Origin of the sequence: Streptomyces fulvoviolaceus, from assembly GCF_000718165.1 — a bacterium.
Lineage (GTDB): Bacteria > Actinomycetota > Actinomycetes > Streptomycetales > Streptomycetaceae > Streptomyces > Streptomyces fulvoviolaceus.
Window position 1 is genome coordinate 14,749 of the sequence record NZ_JOEY01000058.1, and the last position, 18,431, is coordinate 33,179.

General features: G+C 69.7%; 20 protein-coding genes. 7 read left to right on the forward strand and 13 right to left on the reverse strand.

Annotation, left to right across the window (positions count from 1 at the left end):
• Positions 1-58: 58 nt before the first annotated feature.
• The 7 genes from IG08_RS0144020 to IG08_RS0144050 all read right to left on the reverse strand — a co-directional run bounded on the left by IG08_RS0144020 (position 59) and on the right by IG08_RS0144050 (position 5,713).
• Positions 59-1,204 (reverse strand): RNA polymerase sigma factor, encoded by a 1,146-nt coding sequence (locus IG08_RS0144020; protein WP_030617178.1) that lies wholly within the window; start codon positions 1,202-1,204, stop codon positions 59-61.
• 8 nt (positions 1,205-1,212) lie between these two features.
• Positions 1,213-1,620 carry a YciI family protein gene (locus tag IG08_RS0144025; protein ID WP_030617180.1) on the reverse strand — a complete coding sequence of 136 codons (408 nt, stop codon included), beginning with the start codon at positions 1,618-1,620 and terminating at the stop codon, positions 1,213-1,215.
• Positions 1,621-1,777: 157 nt separating this feature from the next.
• Positions 1,778-2,320: a TOPRIM nucleotidyl transferase/hydrolase domain-containing protein gene (locus IG08_RS0144030; protein WP_030617183.1), complete on the reverse strand. Its 543-nt coding sequence runs from the start codon at positions 2,318-2,320 to the stop codon at positions 1,778-1,780.
• 29 nt (positions 2,321-2,349) lie between these two features.
• Positions 2,350-3,072 carry a VOC family protein gene (locus tag IG08_RS0144035; RefSeq protein WP_030617185.1) on the reverse strand — a complete coding sequence of 241 codons (723 nt, stop codon included), beginning with the start codon at positions 3,070-3,072 and terminating at the stop codon, positions 2,350-2,352.
• A 111-nt stretch (positions 3,073-3,183) separates the two neighbouring features.
• The gene (locus tag IG08_RS0144040) at positions 3,184-3,501 is read right to left on the reverse strand and encodes a hypothetical protein (protein ID WP_390898684.1); all 318 of its coding nucleotides are present in this window, start codon (positions 3,499-3,501) and stop codon (positions 3,184-3,186) included.
• Positions 3,502-3,566: 65 nt separating this feature from the next.
• Positions 3,567-4,115, reverse strand: coding sequence for a SigE family RNA polymerase sigma factor (locus IG08_RS0144045; protein ID WP_234343127.1), 549 nt, complete (start codon positions 4,113-4,115; stop codon positions 3,567-3,569).
• A 35-nt stretch (positions 4,116-4,150) separates the two neighbouring features.
• A complete protein-coding gene (locus IG08_RS0144050) occupies positions 4,151-5,713 on the reverse strand; it encodes a sodium:solute symporter family protein (RefSeq protein WP_030617191.1) in 1,563 nt (520 codons plus the stop codon).
• A 299-nt stretch (positions 5,714-6,012) separates the two neighbouring features.
• Between IG08_RS0144050 and IG08_RS0144055 the strand changes: the two genes are divergently transcribed.
• The 3 genes from IG08_RS0144055 to IG08_RS0144065 all read left to right on the forward strand — a co-directional run bounded on the left by IG08_RS0144055 (position 6,013) and on the right by IG08_RS0144065 (position 8,767).
• Positions 6,013-8,160: a carbon starvation CstA family protein gene (locus IG08_RS0144055; protein WP_030617193.1), complete on the forward strand. Its 2,148-nt coding sequence runs from the start codon at positions 6,013-6,015 to the stop codon at positions 8,158-8,160.
• Complete coding sequence (locus tag IG08_RS0144060) at positions 8,157-8,345, forward strand: YbdD/YjiX family protein (protein ID WP_030617196.1); 189 nt, start codon at positions 8,157-8,159, stop codon at positions 8,343-8,345. The genes IG08_RS0144055 and IG08_RS0144060 overlap by 4 nt, the downstream gene beginning before the upstream one ends.
• A 95-nt stretch (positions 8,346-8,440) precedes the next feature.
• Positions 8,441-8,767 carry a hypothetical protein gene (locus IG08_RS0144065; protein WP_030617199.1) on the forward strand — a complete coding sequence of 109 codons (327 nt, stop codon included), beginning with the start codon at positions 8,441-8,443 and terminating at the stop codon, positions 8,765-8,767.
• A 7-nt stretch (positions 8,768-8,774) separates the two neighbouring features.
• On the opposite strand, the gene IG08_RS61840 is transcribed toward IG08_RS0144065, so the two are convergent.
• Both IG08_RS61840 and IG08_RS63210 read right to left on the reverse strand, forming a co-directional pair.
• The gene (locus tag IG08_RS61840; protein WP_078655978.1) at positions 8,775-9,485 is read right to left on the reverse strand and encodes a recombinase family protein; all 711 of its coding nucleotides are present in this window, start codon (positions 9,483-9,485) and stop codon (positions 8,775-8,777) included.
• On the reverse strand, positions 9,415-9,726 hold the full coding sequence (locus IG08_RS63210; RefSeq protein ID WP_420823316.1) for a hypothetical protein: 312 nt from the start codon (positions 9,724-9,726) through the stop codon (positions 9,415-9,417). The genes IG08_RS61840 and IG08_RS63210 overlap by 71 nt, the downstream gene beginning before the upstream one ends.
• A 277-nt stretch (positions 9,727-10,003) precedes the next feature.
• Here IG08_RS63210 and IG08_RS0144080 point away from each other — a divergent pair, with 277 nt between their 5' ends.
• Both IG08_RS0144080 and IG08_RS0144085 read left to right on the forward strand, forming a co-directional pair.
• Positions 10,004-11,239, forward strand: coding sequence for an epoxide hydrolase family protein (locus IG08_RS0144080; protein WP_030617203.1), 1,236 nt, complete (start codon positions 10,004-10,006; stop codon positions 11,237-11,239).
• A 392-nt stretch (positions 11,240-11,631) separates the two neighbouring features.
• Entirely contained in the window at positions 11,632-12,030 is a 399-nt protein-coding gene (locus tag IG08_RS0144085; RefSeq protein WP_052425131.1) for a cytochrome P450, read from the forward strand.
• On the opposite strand, the gene IG08_RS0144090 is transcribed toward IG08_RS0144085, so the two are convergent.
• Entirely contained in the window at positions 12,023-12,598 is a 576-nt protein-coding gene (locus tag IG08_RS0144090) for an ATP/GTP-binding protein (protein WP_030617208.1), read from the reverse strand. The genes IG08_RS0144085 and IG08_RS0144090 overlap by 8 nt on opposite strands.
• Positions 12,599-12,760: 162 nt before the next feature.
• On the opposite strand from IG08_RS0144090, the gene IG08_RS0144095 reads away from it, so the two are divergent.
• On the forward strand, positions 12,761-13,741 hold the full coding sequence (locus tag IG08_RS0144095; protein ID WP_030617215.1) for a phosphotransferase enzyme family protein: 981 nt from the start codon (positions 12,761-12,763) through the stop codon (positions 13,739-13,741).
• 5 nt (positions 13,742-13,746) lie between these two features.
• On the opposite strand, the gene IG08_RS0144100 is transcribed toward IG08_RS0144095, so the two are convergent.
• Positions 13,747-14,724, reverse strand: a complete 978-nt coding sequence (locus IG08_RS0144100) for an ABC transporter substrate-binding protein (RefSeq protein WP_030617217.1) — start codon at positions 14,722-14,724, stop codon at positions 13,747-13,749.
• A 233-nt stretch (positions 14,725-14,957) separates the two neighbouring features.
• On the opposite strand from IG08_RS0144100, the gene IG08_RS0144105 reads away from it, so the two are divergent.
• The gene (locus tag IG08_RS0144105; protein ID WP_234343126.1) at positions 14,958-15,710 is read left to right on the forward strand and encodes a metallophosphoesterase; all 753 of its coding nucleotides are present in this window, start codon (positions 14,958-14,960) and stop codon (positions 15,708-15,710) included.
• Between the two features lie 48 nt (positions 15,711-15,758).
• Here the strand turns inward: IG08_RS0144105 and IG08_RS0144110 are convergent, their stop codons facing one another.
• Together IG08_RS0144110 and IG08_RS0144115 are read right to left on the reverse strand one after the other, a co-directional pair.
• Positions 15,759-16,532 carry a class I SAM-dependent methyltransferase gene (locus tag IG08_RS0144110; RefSeq protein WP_158812342.1) on the reverse strand — a complete coding sequence of 258 codons (774 nt, stop codon included), beginning with the start codon at positions 16,530-16,532 and terminating at the stop codon, positions 15,759-15,761.
• Between the two features lie 116 nt (positions 16,533-16,648).
• Positions 16,649-18,340, reverse strand: coding sequence for a tetratricopeptide repeat protein (locus IG08_RS0144115; RefSeq protein WP_030617227.1), 1,692 nt, complete (start codon positions 18,338-18,340; stop codon positions 16,649-16,651).
• Positions 18,341-18,431 lie beyond the last annotated feature (91 nt).

An 18,431-nucleotide genomic window follows, 5' to 3' on the forward strand; every position in this document is an offset into this window, starting at 1 on the left:
GCGGTCAGTCTGCAACATCCGTCACAGCGGTCGCACAGGCAGGTCCGGGTGCGACCCGTCAGCGACTCCGGCGGGCGTTGAGGCGGGCGGCCTGGCGCGTCAGGTGGGCGCGTTCGGCGAGGTTGGGTGCCTTTTGGGCCGCCTCGGCGTACAGCCGTGCCGCCGTCGCCAGGTCGCCGTCGCGCTCGTGGAGGTACGCCGCCACCGCGGCGTGACGGGGCAGTGCGTCGTCCAGCACCGCGAGTGCCGCGAGGCCGGCGCGCGGTCCGTCGGCCTCGCCGACGGCCACCGCGCGGTTGAGCCGGACGACCGGGCTGTCGGTCAGGCGCGCGAGTTCGTCGTACCACTCGACGATCTGCACCCAGTCGGTCTCCTCGGCGGTGGGTGCGTCGGCGTGGAGGGCGGCGATGGCGGCCTGGGCCTGGAACTCGCCCAGCCGGTCGCGGGCGAGGGCCGCCTGCAGGATCTCGACGCCCTCAGCGATCGACTTCGTGTCCCATCGGCCGCGGTCCTGCTCGGCGAGCGGCACCAGGCTGCCGTCGGGCGCCGTCCGGGCGGCGCGCCGGGCGTGGTGGAGCAGCATGAGGGCGAGCAGTCCCGCCACCTCGGGGTGGTCGATCGCGGCCGCGAGCTGCCGGGTGAGCCGGATGGCCTCGGCAGCGAGGTCGATGTCGCCGGAGTAGCCCTCGTTGAAGACCAGGTAGAGGACGCGCAGCACGGTGGCGACGTCGCCGGGCTGGTCGAACCGGACATCGGAGACGGTGCGCTTGGCCCGGCTGATGCGCTGCGCCATGGTCGCTTCGGGCACCAGGTAGGCCTGGGCGATCTGGCGGGTGGTGAGTCCGCCGACGGCGCGCAGGGTGAGCGCGACCGCGGAGGACGGCGTCAGCGAGGGGTGGGCGCACAGGAAGTATAGCTGGAGCGTGTCGTCCACCGTGGGCGCGGGCCCGGGCGCCGGCTCCTCGTCGACGAGATCCTCACGCCGGCGGCGGGCAGTGTCCGCCCGGGTCGCGTCGAGGAACTTGCGCCAGGCCACGGTGACCAGCCAGCCCTTCGCATCACGCGGAGGGTCGGCCGGCCACACGCGGACCGCCTCGACCAGCGCGTCCTGCACGGCGTCCTCGGCCGCCGCGAAATCAGCTCCGCGGCGGACGAGGATCCCGAGCACACTCGGCGTGAGGCTCCTCAGCAGGACCTCGTTCACCTCAGCGGTCACTCCGTGACCGTGGGCTGCACGCCGTAGAAGGGACGCAGCTCGAGCCACTCGTGGATCGGCTTCCCGCCCGCCCCGGGGGCGGCCGACAGTTCCCCGGCCAGCTCGACGGCGCGCTCGTAGCTGTCGACGTCGATCACCATCCAGCCGGCGATGAGGTCCTTGGTCTCGGCGAACGGTCCGTCGGTGACCGGCGGGCGACCCTCGCCGTCGTACCGGACGAACGTCCCCTCGGGGGAGAGCGCCTGACCGTCGACGAACTCGCCGGTCTTCTCGAGCCGGGCCGCGAAGTCGTTCATGTACTGCACGTGGGCCGTGATCTCCTCCGGCTTCCACTGGTCCATGGGAACGTCGTTGACCGCCGCCGGCGCGCCGCGGTAGTGCTTGAGCAGCAGGTACTTGGCCATGGTGGTTCTCCTCGGTGCTGGTGCGACCCATTGTGGTCGCGTTCACTGCGGGGACGGAGCCAGGCACGGGTTCTCGACATCACCGTCCGAAATTTTTTTGAAGACCCTCTCTGCGGCTCGGGCGACGGGCCCTGGAGCACATTCCAGAACGGTGCGATCAGAAGGACGCAACGAGGCGGGCCAGTGGCTCGGGCGCCTGCCCGGCCGGCAACGCGTCGACGAGCAGCCGCGCGTATCGGACCTTGTTGCCGCTGCGTCCCCCGAAGAACCGGCGCAACTGCGCTGTTGTCGGCCGCCCTCGCTGTGCCGGCTGGCGTTGGAGGATCCGGAACGAGGCGAGCTCGCCCTGAGCCGCGATGATGTCGAGCACGGCGTCGGCCCCGAGGCAGCGGATGAGTTCGTCCTCCAGGTCGGCGTGACAGACGTGGAACCCCAGCTCGGCCAGGGAACCGGACCCGACACCTGCCCGGGTGAGCGCACGGGCGATGACACTCGACTCCCCCGCGTCGCACAGGCCGAGCAGCCGGTGGTCCGCACCGCCCGGGCCGTAGCGGTCCAGGAAGTGGACGATGCTGGTCGCACCGCCCATCGGCACGACCGTCACCCGCTCGGCTGCCAGATCACGGCCGACGCGACGGGCCAGCGTCTCGACCGCCACCCGGTCGCTCTCGCCCTCGACCAGCACCGTCGTCGCCTGCACAGCACCACCGTTCACCCGGATCGGCCGCGTCATCGGGGGGTCAGCACACAGAACTCATGGCCGTCGGGATCGGCCATCACCACCCAGCTGACCTCGCCCTGGCCGATGTCGACGCGAGTCGCCCCGAGGGAGACGAGACGGTCGACCTCCGCCTGCTGATCACCGTCCGCAGGTGGAGCGAGGTCGAAGTGCAGCCGGTACTTCCCGGTCTTCGGTGCCAGTGGCGGACCGCCCCACGTGACCTTCGGACCACCGTGCGGCGAGCGGATCGCGGTCTCCTCGTCCTGGTCCCAGACCAACGGCCAGCCCAGCGCCCGGCTCCAGAAGTACCCGACCTCCTGCGAACCGTCGCACGCGAGGGCTCCGACGAATCCGCAGTCGGCAAGAAACTTGTTCCCCGGCGGGATGACGCAGAACTCATTGCCCTCGGGGTCGGCGAGCACCACATGATCCGCATCCGGGCCTTGACCGATGTCGATGTGCCGGCCGCCGAGTCCGAGCGCCCTCGCCACAACCTCCTGCTGGTCGTCGAGAGACGTGCTCGTCAGATCGAAGTGCATCTGGTTCTGGCCCGTCTTCTCCTCCTGCGTCGGAAGAAATCGGATCCGGAACCCGGTGTCGTCGCTCGGTAGGAGCGCGATGCCGTCATGGGGGTCGTCGACCGACTCCCAGCCCAGGACGCCGGCCCAGAAACGCGCGAGACCCTGGGGGTCGTTCGCATCGAAACAGAGCGCGTGAAGGTGAGAAGTCATCGCCTCGGCATCTCCGATCTGCTGACTCACAGCCGCAGACAGGGCATGTCCTCCCCGCCCATGAAGACAGCAACGCTAAGTGCCCGGGAACTGCCACGCAACGCAAATTAATCACCCCCGGCCCGCAGTCCCCCCGCCGAGAGCAACGGTCTTCTCGGCGCCCGAGAAGATGACGCCGGGGTCGGCCGGGGCCTGGTTGAGGACCCAGAGGCCGATCAGCGTGGCCAGCGTGAAGACGACGGCGATCAGGACGGCGAGGACGAGCCGGCGGCGGCGTTCGCGGCGCAGCCAGTCGCCGCGGGCCGTGCGGTAGGCGTCGGGCGCGGCCTGCACTCCCCCGGCCAGCGCCTCCAGGGCCTCGCGCAGTTCCCGCTCCGTGCGGCCCACGTCCGTGAGACCGTCCGGCATCCCTCCGCGCTCGTGTTCCATGCGGTTCTTCTCCGTACGGTTCTTCTCCGTGCGTTCGTCGTCTGTACGGCCCCGACCGGTGTCGTTCATCGCCGGGCCTCCATCGCATGGCTCAGGGCGGCGATACCGCGGGAGGTGTGGGTCTTGACCGAGCCGCAGGAGATGCCCATCGCGGCGGCGATCTCGCTCTCCTTCAGCCCGAGCCAGTGGCGCAGCACGAGCGCCTCGCGCTGCCGGGCGGGCAACTGCTGGAGTGCGTCGATCAGGACGCGTTGGTCGTCGTGGAGGAGGGCGGTGCTCTCGGCCGAGGCGACGCTCTCCTCCGGCGGGTTCTCCACGTGCTTGCGGGCCACTTGGAGGTGACGTATGCGCATCCGCGTCAGATTGCAGACGGTGGAGCGCAGGTAGGCCTCCGCCGCCTCGATGTCCCTGAGCCGCCGCCACTTGCGGTAGATCTGGTAGTACGCCTCGGCCACCACGTTCTCCGGGTCGTCCGCGCCCAGCAGCACGGCCAGCCGCAGCATCGAGGCGTAGTGCAGCTCGAACAGGCGGGCCAGGGCGGCTTCCCGCTCCAGGTCGGCCGGGTCGCTCACAGCGGGCGCGAGGGGATCGGCCGGGGCTGCGGGCCCCGGCACGGGCGGCAGCGTGAGGGGGGTGTCCGGTCTGCGTCTCACGGGTTGTTCGCTCCCGTCTCGGGGCGCCGCCTGATGGCGAGGCGGGTCGGTAGGTCGGTGAGGTCGGCGCCGCGCGGGACCCTCAGGCGTTCCAGGGCCCCGGTGGCGATCACGGCGACGGTCAGGTTGAGCAGAAGGGCGACGAGGCCGGCGTAGATCTCGACCGGCCGGTCGCCGAGGCCGACCGGTACGACGGAGGAGAAGCCCTCTCGCACCACGAGGACCGTTCCGGTCGCCATGCCCACAGCCCATCCGGCGAGCAGCGCCCGGGGGTGCAGTCGCCCGGTGAACAGCCCGACGGCGACGGCCGGGAAGATCTGCAGGATCCAGACGCCGCCGAGCAGTTGGAGGTTGATCGCGTCCTGGTCGCGCAGTCCGAACACGAACGCGACCGCTCCCACCTTCGCCGTCAGCGACACCACCTTGGCGATGCGCACCTGCCGCTTGGGCGTGGCGGTCGGGTGGACGTACTCGACGTACACGTTCCGTACGAAGCTGGTGGCGGCGGCGATGGACATCACGGCGGCCGGGACCAGTGCCCCCACGGTGATCGCGGCGAACACCAGGCCGGCCAGCGGTGCCGGCATCAGCCGGTCGACCAGCATCGGTACGGCGGCCTCGGCGCCGCCCTTCGGTGCGCGCACGCCCGCCGCGAGTGCGGCGATGCCCAGGAAGCCGAAGAGCGCGAGCAGCCCCGTCCAGGCGGGCAGCGCGACGGAGACCTTGCGCAGGGTGCGTGGGCCGTCGGCGGCGAACCCGGCGGTCAGGACGTGCGGGTACATCAGCAGGGCCAGCGCGGATCCGAGGGCGAGCGTGGCGTAGGCGGGCTGCTGGGCCGGGGACAACAGCAGTGCGGAGTGCGCCACATCCGTCCCGCCGAGCCGCCGGGCGGCTCCCTCGAAGACGGGGCCGGGGCCGCCGAGCCGGTCGAGGACCAGCCAGCAGACGGTGGTGAGCGAGACGAACACGGCCACCGCCTTGAGCGCGGAGATCACGGTGGGGGCGCGCAGCCCGTGCCGGTAGGTCGCCACGGCGAGTCCCGCGAAGAGCGCCACCAGCACCAGGTCTCCGGCCGCGCCGCGCGGATACACGCCCCCGGCCGTCAACACCGCTCGTATGCCGAGGAGTTGCAACGCCAGATACGGCATCGTCGCGAGGATCCCGGTCAGCGCGACCACCAGCGCGAGCGGCGGCGACCCGTAGCGGCCCCGGACGAAGTCGGCGGCGGTGATGTAGCCGTGCCGGCGGGCCACCGTCCACAGGCGGCTCAGCAGCACGAAGGCGAGCGGGCAGACGATGATCGTGTAGGGCACGGCGAAGAACGCGGGGGCGCCGTTTCCGTAGGCCAGTCCGGGGACGGCGGTGAAGGTGTACGCGGTGAAGATCGTGCCGCCGAGCAGGAACCAGGTCCACACGGGGCCGAGGCTGCGGTCGGCCAGTGCCCAGCCTTCCAGGGAGGGCAGCCGGTCGCTGGGGTGCAGGCGGCGCGCGGTCACGGCGAGCAGCGACGCCCCGCCGATCACGGCGAGGAACGTCGCGGTCATGGCTCCGTCGGCCATGGGTCACCGTCCTTGGTGTGCCTGTGCCCTCGCCGACTAGTTGCGCGGACGGCCGGTTCGGTTGACGGAAAACGGGCGGGAAATCTTCTGGAAATTCGCTGTCAACCGGTTCCGGCGGGTGGGCAACTCTTGCACAGACCCACAGCGAGCGGGAGAGGAGCGCAGGTCACGGCACGGACCGGTCATCACCGGCTACGGCGCGTCGTGGGCGCCGCGCGGTTCGTGGGAGGGCCGTTCTTCCCCGATCGCTGATCTTCACGCACTTCCTGTTGCACACCATCCCCAGGCGAGGAGCCGCCATGCCTACGTCAGTCCTGCCCGAAACCGGCCCCGAAGTGCCGGAAAAGTCACGAATGCGGTCCATTGTGCTGTGGACCACTGTCGCGTTGCTCGGCGCCGTCGCCTGGGGCGTTCTCGCGCTGGCCCGCGGGGAGGAGATCTCCGCGATCTGGCTGGTGGTGGCCGCGCTCGGTTCGTATGCCATCGCCTACCGCTTCTACTCGCGCTTCATCGCCCGCCGCGTGCTGAAGCCCGACGACCGCAGGGCCACCCCCGCCGAACGCCTCGACGACGGCGTCGACTTCCAGCCGACGGACCGCCGGGTCCTGCTCGGCCACCACTTCGCCGCGATCGCCGGCGCCGGGCCGCTGGTGGGACCCGTGCTCGCGGCGCAGATGGGATACCTTCCCGGCACGCTGTGGATCGTCGCCGGGGTGATCTTCGCCGGAGCGGTGCAGGACATGGTCGTGCTGTTCCTGTCGATGCGGCGGGACGGCAAGTCGCTGGGGCAGATGGCCCGCGACGAGATCGGCCGGGCGGGCGGCGGCGCCGCTCTGATCGCCGTCTTCACCATCATGATCATCCTGTTGGGGGTGCTGGCGCTGGTCGTCGTCAACGCCCTCGCCCACTCCCCGTGGGGCACCTTCTCGGTCGCGATGACCGTGCCCATCGCCCTGTTCATGGGCTTCTGGATGCACCGCATACGGCCGGGCCGGGTCGTCGAGACCAGCCTGATCGGCGTGGCACTGCTGCTGCTCGCGATCGCGGGCGGCGGCTGGGTGCAGAACTCCTCGCTGGCCGACACCTTCACCCTGAGCCCGACGACCCTCGTCTTCTGTCTGATCGGATACGGCTTCGTCGCCTCCGTCCTGCCGGTGTGGATGCTCCTCGCGCCGCGTGACTACCTGTCCACCTTCATGAAGATCGGGACCATCGCACTGCTCGCGGTCGGCGTCGTGGTCGCCGCCCCGGTGATGCGCGCGGACGCGGTCAGCGAGTTCGCGACCTCGGGCGCGGGTCCGGTCTTCGCCGGATCCCTCTTCCCCTTCCTCTTCATCACCATCGCCTGCGGCGCCCTGTCCGGCTTCCACGCCCTGGTCGCCTCGGGCACCACCCCGAAGCTGATCCAGAAGGAGTCCCAGGTCCGGATGATCGGCTACGGCGCCATGCTGATGGAGTCGTTCGTCGCGATCATGGCGCTCATCGCCGCGGCCACCCTCGAACCCGGCCTGTACTACGCGATGAACGCACCCGCCGGACTCCTCGGCACTACGGCGGAGTCGGCCTCGCACGCCGTGGCCGGGCTCGGCTTCACCATCACACCCGACCAACTCACCCAGGCCGCCAAGGCAGTTGAGGAGCAGACCCTGATCGCCCGCTCCGGCGGCGCGCCCACCCTCGCGGTCGGCATGTCGGAGATCTTCTCCGGGATCTTCGGCGGCACGGCGATGAAGGCCTTCTGGTACCACTTCGCGATCATGTTCGAGGCGCTGTTCATCCTCACGACGGTCGACGCGGGCACCCGGGTCGGGCGCTTCATGCTCCAGGACATGCTGGGCAACGTGTGGAAGCCCATCGGCCGGGTCAACTGGAAGCCGGGCATCTGGCTGTGCAGCGGACTCGTCGTCGCCGCGTGGGGCTACTTCCTCTACACCGGCGCCACCGACCCGCTGGGCGGGATCAACCAGCTCTTCCCCCTCTTCGGCATCGCCAACCAGCTGCTCGCCGCCATCGCCCTCACCGTCTGCACCACGATCCTGGTCAAGTCCGGCCGCCTGCGCTGGGCCTGGGTGACGGGCGCCCCGCTGGTCTGGGTGGTCGCGGTGACCTTCACCGCGGGCTGGCAGAAGGTCTTCTCCGACGACCCGAAGGTCGGCTTCTTCGCCCAACGGGCCCGGTACGCCGACGCCTTGGACGCCGGTCAGGTCCTGCCGCCCGCCAAGACCCTCGACGACATGCACACCGTGGTCACCAACTCGACCGTCGACGGTGTCCTCATCACCCTCTTCCTGCTGCTGGTGACGGTCGTGATCGTCAACGCCGCGGTGGTGTGCGTGCGTGCCGTACGGTCCCGCTCTCCGCTGCCGACCACCGAGACGCCGTACGTCGAGTCACGCATCGACATGCCCGAGCAAGCCGACGAGCCGCTGGCGGGAGCCCGCCTGTGAACGCCCGGCAGTGGGCACGGGCGGTGCGCTGGTACCTGCGCGAACTGACGGGCGAGGCCGACTACGACCGCCACTGCGAGCGGCACCGACGCCACCACCCGCTCGCACCGGTACCGACCCGCCGCGAGTACGAGGTACAGCGCACACGCCATCGGGAGACCCATCCCCAAGGCCGCTGCTGCTGACCGCATGGAGACCGGGAGGTGCCGGCGGGGCTGTGTGTGACAGCGACCGCCGGCGCCAAGCCCGTCGTGATCACCGCCGGGCTATCTTCTCCGCTATGGATCCACTCGCATTCGACTACGAGAACCTGCACCTGCGCGTGGACCGCGGGGTGTTCGAGCTGTTCGACCTGGACGCCGCCGAGCACACGTTCCGGGTTCCGTTGCGCCGGCTCGGGGTGTTGGCGCACTACAAGAAGCCGGACAAGCCCGGCGAGTTGCTCTTCGGCGTCGTACGCGATCCGGATGCCGCGCTCTACGGCACAGACCGGGTCGCCTTCAAGTTCAGCAGCTCGCAGGCGGTCCGGGTACCGCCCGGGGACGAGCCGTTGTTCCGCGAGCACTTCGCCCAAGTGGCCGCGCTCGCCGACCGGCGGGTGGTCTGACGTGGAATCAAAGATCTTCGAGCACGACAGCGTCCATATGCGGGTCGATCACGGGATCTTCGAGCTGTTCCGGCGGAATCGCATCATCGGGTCGTACCGGACTCCGCTGAGCTGGGTGAAGGTACGCGCCGAGGCGCGCAAGGGCGGCTTGACCCGGCTGCACTTCGGCAACGTCGAGGAGCTCGACGAACCGATCTACGCGAGCACGACGAGCTCCAGGCATCTGCTCGTCACCGTCGAGATCCAGACCACCGACGAGCCCCTCTACCGTGCCTTCTTCGCCGAGCTCGCCCTTCTGTCCGAGCGTCCGATCGCCTCGTAGTGGATCTGTTCTTCCCGGAGGGTACCGGCCCTTCTTCGCGCCTGTGGTGATGACGAGCCGCTTGGCGATGTCGCGCAGGCTCATCTCCTGATCGCGGAGGTGGAGGGCCATGGACAGCATGGACTCGTCGGTGACGCCCGCGCCGTCGATGGTCTTGCCGCGCTCGCGGGCCGACTCGTGGCCTTCGAGGGTGCGGTCGCGGAAGTCCTCGCGCTCCATACCGGACATGGCCGCGAGCACGGTGAACACGATGCCGGAGAGGTCGTGTGATCCCTTCAGCTCCCCGGTGAGGAACTCCAGGGCGACGTCGTTCGCCTTCAGCTCCTCAGCGGGCATGGCGAGTTCGATGCCGCGGCCGAGTCGTTCGTGTTCGTGGACGACGAGGGTGACGCGCACGCCGGAGGAACGGATCTCCCCGGCAAGCTGGGAGTCGAGCTGCGCGTCCAGGGACTGCTGTGCGGTCGAGGCACGCGTACCCGAGGCGGACGTGCCCGACGGGCTCGGTGCCGGCGCTCACCGGCCGGGGCAGCTCGATCCACGCCGACCCCGGCTTGCGCACGGCCGGGGTCGGCACGTTCGACACTTTGGCGAGTTGAGGCACGAGCCGGAACCGGGCGGTGTGGTACTGAACCGCCACCCTGCCCTTGCCGGTCCGGCACGGGGAGCCCGCCGGGGCGGATGTGGAAGCGTCCTATCGTCAGAGCCGTTGAGTGTCCGCGCCGCTGCCAAGGTGTTCGAGTCGCGGCGAAAGGAGCGCATCGGTCCCCTGGTCGCCCTGGCCGGTCAGCTCGACCCGCACCACCGGCATGCGCTCGCCGCGTCGCTGCCCGCACTCCTCGAAATGGCCCGGCTCACCGCCCAACCACCCGACAGGCCGACGACACCGCTTCCTCTACCCAGTAAGGAACCACGCCATGGCCACCCCTCGCGCCTTCCCCCTGGAGCCCACCCCGATCCACGTGTCCGACAAGGTCCTCGATGACCTGCGCGCCCGTCTCACGCTGACCCGTCCGCCGCTGGACGAAGGGAATGCGGACTGGTCCTACGGCGTCCCGGACAGCTATCTCCGTGAGCTGGTCGCCTACTGGCGGGACGGTTACGACTGGCGCAAGGCCGAGGCCGCCATCAACGTCCACGAGCACTACCAGGTGAGCGTCGCCGGTGTCCCGGTGCACTTCATGCGCAAGCCCGGCCGCGGCCCCCGCCCGATCCCGTTGATCCTCACCCACGGCTGGCCGTGGACGTTCTGGCACTGGTCGAAGGTGATCGACCCGCTCGCCGACCCGGCCGCGTTCGGCGGTGACCCCGCCGACGCGTTCGACGTCATCGTGCCGTCCCTGCCCGGCTTCGGTTTCCCCGGCCCGCTCACCGGCTTCTCGGACGTCAACTTCTGGAAGGTCTCCGACCTCTGGCACACCCTGATGACCGAGACCCTTGGATACGAGAAGTACGCCGCCGGGGGCTGCGACATCGGCGGGATCGTCTCCAGCCAGCTCGGCCACAAATACGCCGACGAGCTGTACGGCATCCACATCGGCTCCGGGCTGCCGCTCACCTTCTTCACCGGTCCCCGCGCCTGGGACTTCGCCCGGAACCAACCCCTCACCGACGACCAGCCCGCCGACGTCCGCTCCCGCATCATCGAGCTGGACCACCGCTGGGCGTCCCACCTCGCCGTGCACATGCTCGACGGCGCCACCCTGGCCCACGGGCTGAGCGACTCGCCCGCCGGACTGCTCGCCTGGCTGCTGGAGCGCTGGAACGCCTGGAGCGACAACGGCGGTGACGTGGAGTCCGTCTTCGCCAAGGACGACCTGCTCACCCACGCCACGATCTACTGGGTGAACAACTCCATCGCCACGTCGATGCGTTACTACGCCAACGCCAACCGCTACCCCTGGGCTCCCGCCCACGACCGCACCCCGGTCGTGCAGGCCCCGGTCGGCCTCACCTTCGTCACGTACGAGAACCCGCCCGGCATCCACACCGCCGACGAGCGCGTCCGGGCGTTCAAGACCGGCCCGCTGGCCGACTGGTTCAACCACGTCAACATCAACGCCCACGACCACGGCGGCCACTTCATCCCCTGGGAGAACCCCGACGCCTGGGTGAGCGACCTGCGCCGCACCTTCCACGGCCGCAGGCCCTGAGCGACCCTGCGGGCTCGTCCGGCGAGGGGCCAGGCGAGCGTTGCCTGGCGGGGGCGTGCGCGTCGGCCGACCGGCCCGCACCGCCCGCCACGCCGTCTGCCTGAGCCGGTCTCCCTGCGGGGACCCGCTCGCCGCCACCCTCGCGGGAGCCCTGTCATGCCCACCGCCCGACCGTTCCGTCAGCGGGCCTCACCATCAACGCCGTGCTGCTCCTGCTCACCGCTCTGGCGGCCAAGGCCCTCCCGTCAGCCGTGCCCGCCACGGGGCCTCGTTCATCCTCGGTCGGTGAGGTCCTGGAAGTCCTTCACTGCGTCTCCGTACGCGATCGGTCGGCGGTGTCCGCCGGGGGGCGGGGGCGGGGCACGGCGGCAGCCGGCCCCCGGTCGAGGCGCTTGTCCGTTGGCGCCCCCTCCGCCCTCAACGAGATCGTGCGGATCGAGAGCCCCGTCCAGGTCTTCTCCCGGGTCACCACCCGCGACGTCGACCTCGGCGAGGAGGTCGTCATCCCGTCGGGCGCCCGCGTCCTGCACAGTTACGGCGCCGCCAACCGCGACAAGCGGCACTTCCCCGACCCCGACCGCTTCGACATCACCCGCAACCCCGTCGACCACCTCGGCTTCGGCTACGGCAACCACGGCTGTGCGGGCCAGGGCCTGGCCCGCCTCGAAGTCCACGCCGTCCTCAAGGCCATGGCCGCCCGAGTGCAGCGCATCGAACTCGCCGGCGAGCCGGTCCCCGCCCTCAGCAACATCACGCGCGGCTTCCGGAACCTGCCGGTGCGCGTCAGTTGACTCCCGCGTCGGCGACCCATGACGCGTGCCGTGCGATCGCCGAGGTGACGGCCGAAACGCGGCGGGACAGGTCGTCGGCAGGGATGTCGATGAGTTCGTAGCCGAACAGGCGGTAGCTCTGTTCGTGGATCTTCTCGAAGACCAGCGACTCCTCGAAGCTGATGCGACGCGCGCTGGTGGGCTCGCAGAATCCCAGATGGCGAACGAAGAGGACCTGCCGCTCGTAGGTCTCCTCGGCGGTGATCCGCTCGATCTCCGCCGTCAAGGCGCGGGATACCGGCAGTCCGAGGTAGGTGGCCAGTGCGTGCGTGCAGATCGGCGAACGGTCGAACACCTGGGCAGGGGCCGTGGTGGAGGGGTGCGCTTCCCGTTGGCGTTGTCGCTGCAGCACGACGATGTCGTCGATGAAGGACGCCCTTTCCCACGGTTCCATGTCGCCCTGCGTCTGGGCCCGGGCGATGACGGCAGTGGCCGCCTCCTCGACGACCGGATAGCCGAGATCGGCCAGGCGGCGCAGGATCGATGTCTTGCCCGCGCCCGGTGTGCCGGTGAGAACGAATCGTCGCATGGTCAGGAGCCTTTCGTGCGCTGGAGGACGGGCACGGTTGAGCTGGGAGTGAAGGAAAGAGGCGAGTCAGGGATAGGGTCCTCGAACGGCGTTCATGCCGGAGATGTCCCGTGACACAGAGGGAACAGGGCTCAATCTTAGAGCAGTTGGAGAGGCATCCACATGCAGAGCACGGGGGACTTCATCGCGGACACCTATGCGCTCGGCAGTGGACTGTGGACGATGGCCCCCGTCACGCGCGGCGCTCTGGGGCAGATCTGGAAGCTGTCCGCGAACGGCTCCTCGTGGGCGGTGAAGGAGCTCCTGTTCGGCTGTGACGAGCGGCAGGTGGAGCGGGAAGCCGCACTGCGCAACGCCGCGGAGAAGCTGGGTGTTTCCGCTCCCCGGCTCTTCCCGGATCGCACCGGCGCCCATGTCGCACAGCTCCCCTCCTCGCTGGGCGGGTCGTTCGTGAAGCTGTACGACTGGATCGACGGGACTCAGGCGGACCCGTCCGATCCGGAGATCCTGGGCTGGTGCGGGCGGACCCTGGCCATCCTGCACAGGGCCGGGGAGGGCGCGAACATGCAGCCGAGCTCCTGGTACGAGCGCTGTCCCCAGCCGGCCGAATGGGAAACGCTGCACAAGGAGGTCCGCCGGGCCGGTATGCCGTGGTCAGAGGCGCTGGGCCGGTTCATCGCCACGCCGGCGGCCGAGCTGGCGGCTCATGTCACGCCGTCCGCTCCCGGTGATGCGGTGACGTCGCATCTCGACATGCAGCCCCAGAACGTTCTCGTCGGTTCGGCCGGACCGGTTCTCCTCGACTGGGACAACGCCGGGCCCATATCGGCAGAGCGCGAGCTCGCGCGTGCCGTGTACATGTGGTCGGGCGGGAATGACTTCCGTGCCGATTCCGCGCGGCAACTGGTGCGCGCGTATCTCGATGCCGGGGGCCGCGCCGTCATCAAAGGCGTGGACTCCTTCTCGATGCTTTTCGCGACAGCTCTCAACTTCGTTTACGTACAGGCCGAATGCGCCGTCGACCCGGCCGTGACCGATGCGCAGCGCGCGTTCGGAAGCGACCAGGTCGTCGCCTCCCTGCAGAGCCTGCCGGAGCTGACCGCCGTCTCCCGGCTGACCCAGGCCCTCGATGCCGAGTGGTGACCGGCTCAAGAGAACAGGGCGTCCAAGTCGGGCTTCTTGCCGCCGAAGAGACCGTCCTCCTCGCCGAGCGCGGCCAGCTTCTCCAGGGATGCCATGTCGACCTCGGCCGGCCAGCTGGGCAGCGTGAGGTTCTTCAGGACGTCGCCGCTGATCTTGGTGTAGGTGGTGAGGACCTGGCGGGCCTCGTCCGGGTGGTCGGAGGCGTACTGCAGGGACTCGGTCATCGCTTCGGTGAACTTCTTCACCAGTTCGGGGTTCTGCTGCACGGTCTGCGTCGCGGTGAAGTACGTCGCCACGGTGAGCTTCGGGTCCGTCTCGGCGAACGGCGAGGCCACGATGCGGGCGCCCTGCGCCTTGGCGATGGTCTGCGCGGGCTCGCCCATCCAGGCGGCGTCCACCTGCCCGCCGTCGAGAGCGGCCGGCATCTGGTCGAACGGGATCTCGGCGAACTTCACCTTGGACGGGTCGCCGCCCGCCTTGCGGACCGACTCGCGCACGGTGGTGTCGCCGATGTTCTGCAGCGTGTTCACCGCCACCGTGCGCCCGACGAGGTCCTTGGCCGTCTTGATCGGGCTGTCCTTCTTCACCGCGATGCCGGTGACGTCGCCGCCCACCTTGCCGTTGGAGGCCGCGCCGTTGACCACGGACTTGACCGGAACTCCCTTGACCTGGGCCACCATCAACGAGGTCGTGTTGCTGAACCCGAACTGGAACTGCCCGCTCACCACACCGGGAATGATCGCCGCGCCGCCCTGGGCGCTCACCATCTCCAGCTTCAGGCCCCGGCTGCTGAAGAACCCCTTTTCCTGCCCGAGATAGAGCGGGGCGACGTCGACGATCGGAATGATGCCGACCTTGACCGTCGTGGTCTTGCTTCCGCCCGAGGCCGACGCACCGCTCGTGCCCGAGTCCGAAGACCCGCATCCGGCCACACCGACAACGGTGATCAGTACTGCGCCAAGCCCGAGAATGCGCCTTTGCATGGGCCCTCCTGACGGAAAGTGCTTGTGAAAGGTGCGACAAGACAGCCGAGTCGATGTTGTGCATATTCGTGACGGCCGCAATCTACAGGCCTAATTTTGCGCTGTCAGTACTCCGGACAAGGGTGGTTGCGACGGCTCTGCGCACTGCTCGTCCGCGGCCGATCCACCTCTGACAGAATGATCAACACCCGCGCCCCGACCCGGCATTGGAGATGACGGTGCTGATAGCCCACGTGAGCGACATACACATCGGCGGCAGCGAGCAGAGCGCGGAACGGGCCATGCGGGTGCGGGACTACCTCAACGGGCTCCCCTCCCCCGTCGACGCCGTCGTGGTCACCGGGGACATCGCCGATCACGGCCTGGTGGAGGAGTACGAGATCGCGCGGGAGGCGATGCGCTACGACGCACCCACCGTCGTCTGTCCCGGAAACCACGACTCACGGCCGGAGTTCCGCAAGGTGCTCCTCGACCCGGCAGGCGAGAGCGAGTCGGACGAGGCCGGGCCGGTGAACCGGGCGCTGCAGCTCGACGGGCTCACGATCCTGCTGTGCGACTCCAGCATTCCCGGGCGGCACGACGGCTACCTGGACGACGAGACGATCGGCTGGCTGGAGGCGGAACTCTCCCGGGGCGACGGGCCCGTGTTCGTCGGGATGCATCACCCGCCGATCGCGCTGGGCCTGCCTTCGGTGGACGCGATCAGGCTGACCGCTCCGGAGCGGCTGGAGCGGGTCGTTCGCGCCCATCCCCGGGTGAAGGCCGTACTGGTGGGGCATGCGCACACAGCGGCCTCGGCGGTCTTCGCGGGACTTCCCCTGGTGGTCGCGCCGGGAGTGGTGTCGACGCTGATGATGCCCAGTGAGCTGGTGCTGCCGGCGGACTGGACCGAGGACGACGCCCTGAACTTCGACCTGCCGCCCGCCATCACGCTGCATGTCTTCGACGGCGACCGTCTCGTCTCGCACACGCGCGTCATCCTGTGAGACGTGTGTCCGGGGCCTGTCGGGCGCGACCTGCCGGCCGTTTGTGCGTCACACGGTGCACTCGACGTACAGGGCGTGCGGGATCTTGAGGTAGTTGGCCCAGTGGGCCTCGCCGTACGCGGTGACGCCCTCGGCGGAGACCCGGGGGTGGACCCAAGTGACGGTGGTGAAGCCCGCCGAGTTCAGGGCGTCCTCGTATGTCCGGCGCGACCAGCGGAAGGGGCGCAGGGGGAACTCGTCGAAGCCGGGTACCTTCATCACCGCCGGGGCCTCGGCGCCGTCCTGGGTGGCCGGGCCGATGGTGAAGTCGATGCCGTAGTGGGTGTACCAGCCGGGTTCGACGGCAACGTCGGGGTTGAGCGTCGCGAAGACGAACCGGCCGCCCTCGGGGCGCAGGGCGCGGCGGGCGGTGCGGCAGAAGCCGGTCAGCGCCTGGCGGGTGGGCGCGTAGCACAGCACGTAAACGGAGGACACCAGGTCGAAGCGGCCGTCGAGTTCGGGGTCGCCTTCGGCGGGCGGGTCGGTGGCTTCACGCGCCAGGTAGGTGATGTCGAGGTGCTCGGCGGCCGCACGGCGCCGGGCGTGGTCGAGCATGCCGCCGGAGCCGTCGATGCCGGTGACGGTCGAGGCTCCGATCTCGCGGAACCTGCGGGTGTACAGGCCGCTGCCGCAGCCCAGGTCGAGGACGGCCCTGCCCCTGATGTCGCCGAGGAGCGCGAACAGGGTGTGGGCCTCGATGTGTTCCCGCAGCGGCAGCGCGGTGGCCATGCGTTCGTAGGCCTCGGCCAGGTCGTCGAAGTCCGTGCCGTGGGCCTCGTCCATGCTGTGCTCCTCCTGCTTGGCGGTCCGCTCCAGAGGGCTTCGGACAGGGTGGCGCACGGTCATGCTAGCGAGGTCCGCGTCTTCCAACTCACCTCAGACATACGGCAGTTCGTGGTTCAGCCGGTCGGCGCCTCTGCCCCGCCGCAGCAACCGGGCGCCTCGGAGGCGGTGTCGAGGCGGCAGAAGCACGACGCCTCGATCGGTACGTCGGCCATCGCGGCGGCGATGCGCAGCTGTTGGGCGACGATCTGCGCCTCTCCCGTCCCACCCCGGCGTACGAGGCACTCGTGGAGGCCGTGCAGGGCCCAGACGTTGCCGGGGTGCTGCAACGCTCGCGGCAGCGTGTCGTCGAGGCCGAGGTCGGCCCGGTAGACGGCCTCGGCCTCGACGACGCGGCCCTGTTCAAGGAGGAGGGCTCCGTAGGCGTGGCGGGTGGGCTGCATCCATCCCCACGGCTCGTCGTAGGGGAGGTTGTCGTCCAGTTCGATCGACCGTTCCAGGGCGGCGAAGGCCGCGTCGAAGTGGCCCTTGCGGTACTCCAGTTCACCGTCGAGCATCGCCGAGGCGATCGCGAGGATGTCGGCGCAGGTGTTGTTGAACAGCATGCGGGTTTCGGGGACTTGGGCGACCGCCTCGCGGAACAGGGCTCGTTCGGCTTCCGCCTCGGTGACGCGGTGGGTGGCGGAGAAGGCGACGCCGCGGGCGTAGTGGAGCATCGCGGTCGTCACGCAGTACAGCTGCGGGTCGGCGGGCATCGGCAGCCGCAGGATGTCGGCCCAGCGGCCGAAGCGGATCAGGACGTGGACCCGCATGGCGAGGAAGCCCTCCAGCCAGTCGGCCATGGGCGGGCTCGGTACGCGCAGCAGTTCCTCCGGGATGGACGCCTCGAGTTGCGCGGCGGTCTCCAGGGCGGCCTTCGACTGGCCGAGGAACATCGCACCGTAGATCTTGAAGTGGTAGTTGTGCGACCGGTAGAGCGTGTAGAAGTTCATGGCGCCGGCCCGTGCCCGGTATTTCTCGTCGGCGACGATCGCCACGCTGTTGTCCGACACCACCCGCCGGTAGTCGCCGCAGAGCACCTCCAGGTGGGAGGGCATGTGGCGGAGGTGGCCGGCGTCGGGCACCAGGCCGCGCAGCCGGTCGGCGACGGACAGGGCCGCCTCGGGGGTGGGCGACATCTCCATCAGGTGGATGTAGAGGTGCAGGATGCCCGGGTGCTCCCGGCCGGTGTCGGTGGTGAGCGCGCGGTCCAGCACGGCCTTGGCCTCGAGCGTGCGGGATCCGTCGGCGGGTTCGCCGGTGTGCAGGTTCCACAGCTGCCAGGGGGTGAGATTCATCAACGCGTCGGCGTACAGGGTGACGACGTCCAGGTCGTCGGGGGCGAGTTCGTGGACGGCTCGCATGCTCTCGGCGTAGGGCCCGTTCCACACCGCGCAGTCCTTCACCGGCTTCGCCTGCGGATAGCGGGCACGCAACGCGCCGATCAGTGCACGTTCCACAGGGGTGGCGTCGGCGGCCTTCTCGTGGGCCAGTTCGACGGCGGCGTGGGTGCGGTCGACGGTCCTCGCCAGGTCCTGGTCGTCGAAGAACTCCCAGGGTTTGTTGTAGTTGGGGCCGAGCGCGTAGGCGATGCCCCAGTGGGCCATGGCGCAGTCGGGATCGGCGGCGGCCGCCGCCTCGAAGCAGGCGACGGCCTCCTCGTGGTGGAAGGCATACGTCCACACCAGCCCGCGGTCGAACCACAGTTGGGCGTCGGAGGACGAGGTCGTCACGAAGCGGCTGTGGGAGCCGAGGTCGTAGTACTCCATGGGCCGCTCCTGACTCGTGTCTTGGAGTTGATTCTTCCTGAAGGCGGGCTTCTCTGACGGTTCCTGTGGAAAAGTGTCGGTCCCACTGACC